This window comes from Bradyrhizobium sp. LTSP857 (genome assembly GCF_000938285.1).
Lineage (GTDB): Bacteria > Pseudomonadota > Alphaproteobacteria > Rhizobiales > Xanthobacteraceae > Bradyrhizobium.
Genome location: NZ_JYMS01000035.1, coordinates 181849 through 187984 on the forward strand (window position 1 = coordinate 181849; position 6136 = coordinate 187984).

6 protein-coding genes are annotated in these 6136 nt (G+C 63.5%); 3 read left to right on the forward strand and 3 right to left on the reverse strand.

Annotated features, from left to right (window positions below; genetic code table 11):
• Positions 1–129 precede the first annotated feature (129 nt).
• Positions 130–801 carry an MBL fold metallo-hydrolase gene (locus tag UP06_RS23125; RefSeq protein ID WP_045005964.1) on the forward strand — a complete coding sequence of 224 codons (672 nt, stop codon included), beginning with the start codon at positions 130–132 and terminating at the stop codon, positions 799–801.
• 61 nt (positions 802–862) lie between these two features.
• Here the strand turns inward: UP06_RS23125 and UP06_RS23130 are convergent, their stop codons facing one another.
• Positions 863–1231 carry a winged helix-turn-helix transcriptional regulator gene (locus tag UP06_RS23130; protein WP_045005965.1) on the reverse strand — a complete coding sequence of 123 codons (369 nt, stop codon included), beginning with the start codon at positions 1229–1231 and terminating at the stop codon, positions 863–865.
• Between the two features lie 131 nt (positions 1232–1362).
• Here UP06_RS23130 and UP06_RS23135 point away from each other — a divergent pair, with 131 nt between their 5' ends.
• On the forward strand, positions 1363–1665 hold the full coding sequence (locus tag UP06_RS23135) for a hypothetical protein (protein ID WP_245305519.1): 303 nt from the start codon (positions 1363–1365) through the stop codon (positions 1663–1665).
• A gap of 143 nt (positions 1666–1808) precedes the next feature.
• On the opposite strand, the gene UP06_RS23140 is transcribed toward UP06_RS23135, so the two are convergent.
• Positions 1809–2990 carry an extracellular catalytic domain type 1 short-chain-length polyhydroxyalkanoate depolymerase gene (locus tag UP06_RS23140; protein ID WP_045006028.1) on the reverse strand — a complete coding sequence of 394 codons (1182 nt, stop codon included), beginning with the start codon at positions 2988–2990 and terminating at the stop codon, positions 1809–1811.
• Positions 2991–3119: 129 nt separating this feature from the next.
• Positions 3120–4532, reverse strand: a complete 1413-nt coding sequence (locus tag UP06_RS23145; RefSeq protein ID WP_045005967.1) for an MFS transporter — start codon at positions 4530–4532, stop codon at positions 3120–3122.
• Positions 4533–4678: 146 nt separating this feature from the next.
• On the opposite strand from UP06_RS23145, the gene sthA reads away from it, so the two are divergent.
• Positions 4679–6070, forward strand: a complete 1392-nt coding sequence (sthA, locus tag UP06_RS23150; RefSeq protein ID WP_045005968.1) for a Si-specific NAD(P)(+) transhydrogenase — start codon at positions 4679–4681, stop codon at positions 6068–6070.
• The last annotated feature ends 66 nt before the right edge of the window (positions 6071–6136 follow it).

Consider the following 6136-nt stretch of genomic DNA (forward strand, 5'->3'; position numbering starts at 1 on the left):
AACGCGGAAGGAACGTCCCGGTTCAAACCAGCGAGCCAATTGGGACGGCTGTGTGACGACCGGCTGTTCCCGGGTCCACGACACGAATCTTTTGCTTGGCCATAGGCCAAAAATCGGCATTGTGAGGCCATGACCGAGCAAAACGACACCCAACAAGCCAAGGCGGGCGCGATCATCGTTCCCGTGACCGCGTTCGAGCAGAACTGCACCATCATCTGGGACGAGCCCGGCAAAAAAGCCGTGGTGATCGATCCCGGCGGCGACGTGCCGAAGATTCTTGAGGCGATCAAGCAGACCGGCGTCACCGTGGAGAAGATCTGGCTGACCCACGGCCATATCGACCATGTCGGCGGCGCGGCCGAGTTGCGCGATGCGCTGAAGGTGCCGATCGAGGGCCCGCATCCCGCCGACAAGTACCTGCTCGACAACGTGGTCGAGAGCGGCGCGCGCTTCGGCATGACCGGCGGTCGTAATTTCGCGCCGGACCGTTGGCTCGACGAAGGCGACACCGTGTCGATCGGCGACCTGGAGTTCGACATTTTGCACTGCCCCGGTCACTCGCCCGGCAGCGTGGTGTTCTTCAACAAGGACTTGCGTTTTGCTCATGTCGGCGACGTGCTGTTCGCAGGCTCGGTCGGGCGTACCGATCTGCCCGGCGGCAGTCATGCGACGCTGATCGATTCGATCAAGACCAAGCTGTTGCCGCTCGGCGACGATGTCGGCTTCATCTGCGGCCACGGCGCCGGCTCGAGCATCGGCCAGGAGCGGATGACCAATCCGTTCATCACCGGCGAGATGTAAGCCTCTTCTATTTGCGCATGATCTGATCGGAAAACCGCTTTACACTTTTCCGGATCATGCGTTACTCCGCGGCGTCTGCCAGCACCGCCGGCTCGCTGAGGTTACGCTCGCCCCATTCGCGGATTGCGGCGACGACCGGCACAAAGCTCTTGCCCTTCCGGGTCAGGCGATACTCGACCTTCGGCGGCACCTCGCCAAAATCCTTGCGATCGATCAGGCCGCTTTGCGTCAAAGCTTTGAGTTCACGGCTGAGCACGCGCGGAGTAATCTCGGCGCTGCCTTCCGTCCCGCGCAGCAGGCCGCTCCTGATCTCGCCATAGCGGCGCGGGCCGTCCTTGAGGTCCCAGACGATACGCAGCTTGTACTTGCCGCTGATCATTTTCTGAAACGCCGCGACCGGACAGGTTCGTGCCGGGATTGCCTTTGCCATGTCGTCTCCTCCATGTGCGAGATCAGGATAGGAGCAGCGGCGAAAAAGTCCATACTATCAATTTTGTCCATACTTGCAGGACGGCTCCCAAGGCGCAGATGATGGCGCACATGACGAACAGGGAGCGTCACATGAAGCACTTCATGATCAGATACGAATTCAAGCACGGCACGACGGAGGCCTGGCACCAGGAGATCGGCCGCTTCATCAAGGCGATCAACGACGATGATGAACTCAAAGGGCGGGTCGGCTATCGCTGCCTGAAGAACCGCGACGACGGCCATTACTTCCATCTCGCCAGCGTCACCGACGATGCCGCGCAAAAGGCGCTGCAATCGCGCGACTTCTTCAAGCACTATACGGAGATGACGCGGAAGGTCGCCGGCGGCGAGGTGACGGTGACGCCGATCGAGATGATCGATCAGACGGCTTAGCCACAAACTCCACTGTCGTCCCGGCGAAGGCCGGGATCCATACTCCGAGGAGGGAGTTTGGCGACGACTCGTCGTCCGGTACTCGTACCGACTGCAATCGATAGATTCCGCGGTATGGGTCCCGGCCTTCGCCGGGACGACGGCTACTTCATCAACCCCGCGGCCGTCAGCGCCCGCGTGATGATCTCGCCGACATCGAAGCCGCGGGCCTTCTCGCGCTTCGGCTCGGCCGGCTGCTCGGCGACCGCTGCGCGGATCGAGCGGGCGAGATGTGGTGCCGGTGAAGGTGCCGGTATCGGCGCGACAGCAGCCTTTGCCTCGGCCTTCTTCTTCGTGGCGTCCGGAATCCAGCCGGTCAGGCCGAAGAACTTCGCAATGTGATAGGACGAGGAGATGCCGGCCTCGATCAGGAACGCGCCTTCGACGCCATAGCGCTGATCGTTGTCGGCGAGACCGAGCGGCGTGCCGTGCGCCATGTCGGTGATGGCATAGGACTCGACCAGCGTCTCGCCGTCCTTGTTCCACCAGGTCTGGCGCGGATAGCCGTCAACGTTGGTCTCCGCCATCGGCGCGGCCGGCAGATCATGCAGATCGAGCCACTGCTTGACGATCTCGTTGGCATTGCCGGGATTGACGGTGCGGTCGGCGCTGCCGTGCCACACCGAGATTTTCGGCCAGGGCCCGCGATGGCTCGATGCCCGCCGCACGAAGTCGCCGAGCTCACGCTCGGGCCGCTCCGGCGAATGAAACATGCCATCCAGCGCCTCGCGCAGGTTGGACGCGATGCCATAGGGCAGTCCGGCGATGACCGCACCGGCCGAGAAGACTTCGGGATAGGTCGCGAGCATCACCGAGGTCATGCCGCCGCCGGCGGAGAGGCCGGTGATGAAGATGCGCTTGGGATCGATGCGGTGCGCCTCGACCATATGCGCGATCATCTCGCGGATCGAACGCGGCTCGCCGCTGTCGCGCGCGGTGTCTTCCGGGTTGAACCAGTTGAAGCAGGTGTTGCCGTTGTTGGCGCGCTGCTGCTCGGGCATCAACAGCGCAAAGCCGTAGTGCCGTGCGAGCGTCGACCATCCCGCGCCGAGGTCGTAGCTTGCGGCGGTCTGGCCGCAGCCATGCAAGACAACGACGAGCGCGCGCGGCTTCTGCAATTGCGCCGGCGCAAACGCGAACATGCGCAGGTTGCCGGGGTTTTCGCCGAACCCCGTGACTTCCTCCAGCGGACTGGATGAATCAGCGTTCTGCCCGAAGTCGGGAAAGCGCAGACCGTCCAGCCTCGGCAGACGTCTTAAGAGTTCGACATTTCTTGTTAACGACACCGGCAACTCCTGGTGGGCGATTTCCAACGTCACCCAGACCAGATAGTTGCTGCACTGCAAAATAAAAAGCGTGTGTGCCGTCAATTACTGGAAATTCACGGTGAATCCGCAGGTATTAACCGCAATGCCTCAACTTCGTGCAGATGCGCGGCGCATCCACGCCAGAAATGCGGCGCAGATCATGATTAACGTCACAAACAGCGTAAGCGAGACGACGAAGCCTGCGCGCGCTGATTGCAGGGCTTCGACCGCAAAGAACACCGCGCCGATTGCGGCCACTCCGGCCGCATTCCCGATCTGCGCAATGGTGCCGTACATGCCTGATGCCGAGCCGGCGGCGACGGGCTTCACGCTCGAGAGCACCGCGCCGGACAATGGCGCCATCACCATCCCCTGGCCGTAGCCGAAGATGATCATGACGAGCGCGAGTTCGATCGGCGACGGCGCATCGACTGAGAATGCAACGAGCGCGAGCGCGGCGAGGCCCGCGATCTGCAACATGCAGCCCTCGATCAACACCCTGGTGCCACGATGCCGCGCCCGCGCGCCGCTGTGGCGCGACGCCACGACGAAGGCGAGCGCGAGCGGAATGAAGGCCAGGCCTGCCGCGAGCGGCGGGATCTTCAGGCCGCGCTGCATGAACAACGTCATCACCAGATAGAATGAGAGATTGGCGACGAAGAAAAAGAACGCCGCGCCAAGGCCGCGCAGAAAGCTTGCATCCGCCAGCAGCGTGAGATCGATCAGCGGCATGCCGCCGGCGCGCGCGACCGCATGTTCGAGCTTGAGAAATGCCGCGAGGATCACGCCGCCGATCGCCATCACCGCCCACAGCCACGGCGCCCAGCCGACATCATGGCCGAACAGCAGCGGCCCGATCAGGCACAACAGGCCTGCGAACAAGACGACGCTGCCCTTGATATCGAGCCTTGTGCCGGCGCGGCGCGGGACCGACGGCATGATGCGCCACGCGGCGGCCGCGATAACGAGGCCGCAGGGCACGTTGACGAAGAACACCGAGCGCCAGCCGGTGCCGGCAAGATCGATCGTCACGAGGAGACCACCGAGCAGGAAGCCGGCAGCGCCCGCGAGCCCCAGCACGATGCCGTAGATGCCGAAGGCGCGGCTGCGCGTCTCATCGGTGAACAGGAGATGCAGCGTCGCCAGCACCTGCGGCACCATCAGCGCCGCGGTGGCGCCCTGCGCCAGCCGCGCGATGATCAGCTCCGCGCCGGACTGCGCCAGCCCGCACCACAGCGACGTCGCCGTGAAGCCGAGCACGCCGGCCAGAAATACGGTCTTGGTGCCGTGGATATCGCCGAGCCGGCCGCCGGTCACGACCAACGTGGCATAGGCGATCAGATAGATCGCGATGACGGATTCGATCTGGGCCGGCGTCGCGTGCAGATCGACCGCAATGGTCGGGATCGCAACGTTGACCACGAAGGCGTCGACGCCGAACATGAACTGGGTGGCGACGACGATGGCGAGCACCCACCAGCGGCGGGACGAATCGATTTGCTTTGTGACTGTTTGATGCATCGGCGCGCGAACCTTCGGGCATTTATTTGCGCCCGATGCTCTCAGATCGGCGTCATTCGCGCGATTACCTCAGAGGTAGGACTTGCCGCATTGGCCCGATTGCTGCATGGGAATTCCCGCTGGTTCGCGGGTTCGGAAGTCTCCCGATGTACGATTACGACATGGTGGTGATCGGTTCGGGCCCATCGGGGCGCCGGGCCGCGGTGCAATGCGCCAAGCTCGGCAAGGCCGTGCTGGTGGTGGAGAAGGGTCGGCGGGTCGGCGGCGTCTCCGTCCATACCGGCACGATTCCCTCAAAAACCCTGCGCGAGACCGTGCTGAACCTCTCCGGCTGGCGCGAGCGCGGCTTCTACGGCCGCTCCTACCGGGTCAAGCAGGATATCGTGGCGAGCGATTTGATGACCCGGCTCCAGAAGACGCTCGACCACGAGGTCGAGGTTTTGGAGCATCAGTTCAGCCGCAATCTGGTGCGGACCGCCAATGGCGAGGCGCGGCTGGTCTCGCCGCACGAAGTCGAGATCACCAGCGCCATCGGCGAGACCAAGGTGGTGTCATCAGCCTTCATCCTGATCGCCTGCGGCACGCGCCCGTTCCGGCCCGACTACGTGCCGTTTGACGGGCAGACCGTGCTCGACAGCGACGAGATCATCGAGCTGCCAAAGCTGCCGCGCAGCCTGGCCGTGATCGGCGCCGGCGTCATCGGCGTCGAATATGCCACCATCTTCAGCGCGCTCGACGTGCCCGTGACGCTGATCGAGCCGCGGCCGACCTTCCTCGACTTCATCGACAAGGAATTGATCGACGAGTTCATGCACGAATTGCGCGACCGCAACGTCGCGCTGCGGCTCGGCGCCAAGGTCAACTCGATCGAGAAGACCGCACAGGGCAGCATCGTCACAAAGCTGTCCGACGGGCGGCACGTCACGACGGAGATGCTGCTGTTTGCCGCGGGGCGTGTCGGCGCCACCGACAAGCTCAACCTCGAAGCGGCGGGCATTGCAGTGGATCATCGCGGCCGCATCAAGGTCGATCCCGTGACCTTGCAGACCAGCGTGCCGCACATCTACGCGGCCGGCGACGTGATCGGATTCCCGAGCCTTGCCTCCACCTCGATGGAGCAGGGCCGGGTCGCCGCATGCCACGCGCTCGGCATGGAGCCGATGGCGCCGCCAGAGTTCTTTCCCTATGGCATCTATTCGGTGCCCGAGATCTCGACGACCGGCCTGACCGAGGAAGAGGTGCGGACGCGCGGCATCCCCTATGAGGTCGGCATCGCGCGCTTTCGCGAGACCTCGCGCGGTCACATCATGGGGCTGAACAGCGGCATGATGAAGATGATCTTCTCGACCAAGACGCGCCGCCTGCTCGGCGTGCATATTCTGGGCGAGGGCGCCACCGAGCTGATCCATATCGGCCAGGCCGTGCTCAATCTCAAAGGCACGATCGACTATTTCATCCAGAACACGTTCAACTATCCGACGCTGGCCGAAGCGTACAAGATCGCCGGCCTCGATGCGTGGAACAGGATGACGCGGTGATCTTCACCTCTCCCCGCGTGCGGGGAGAGGTCGGAATTCAAACGCAGTTTGAATTCCGGGTGAGGG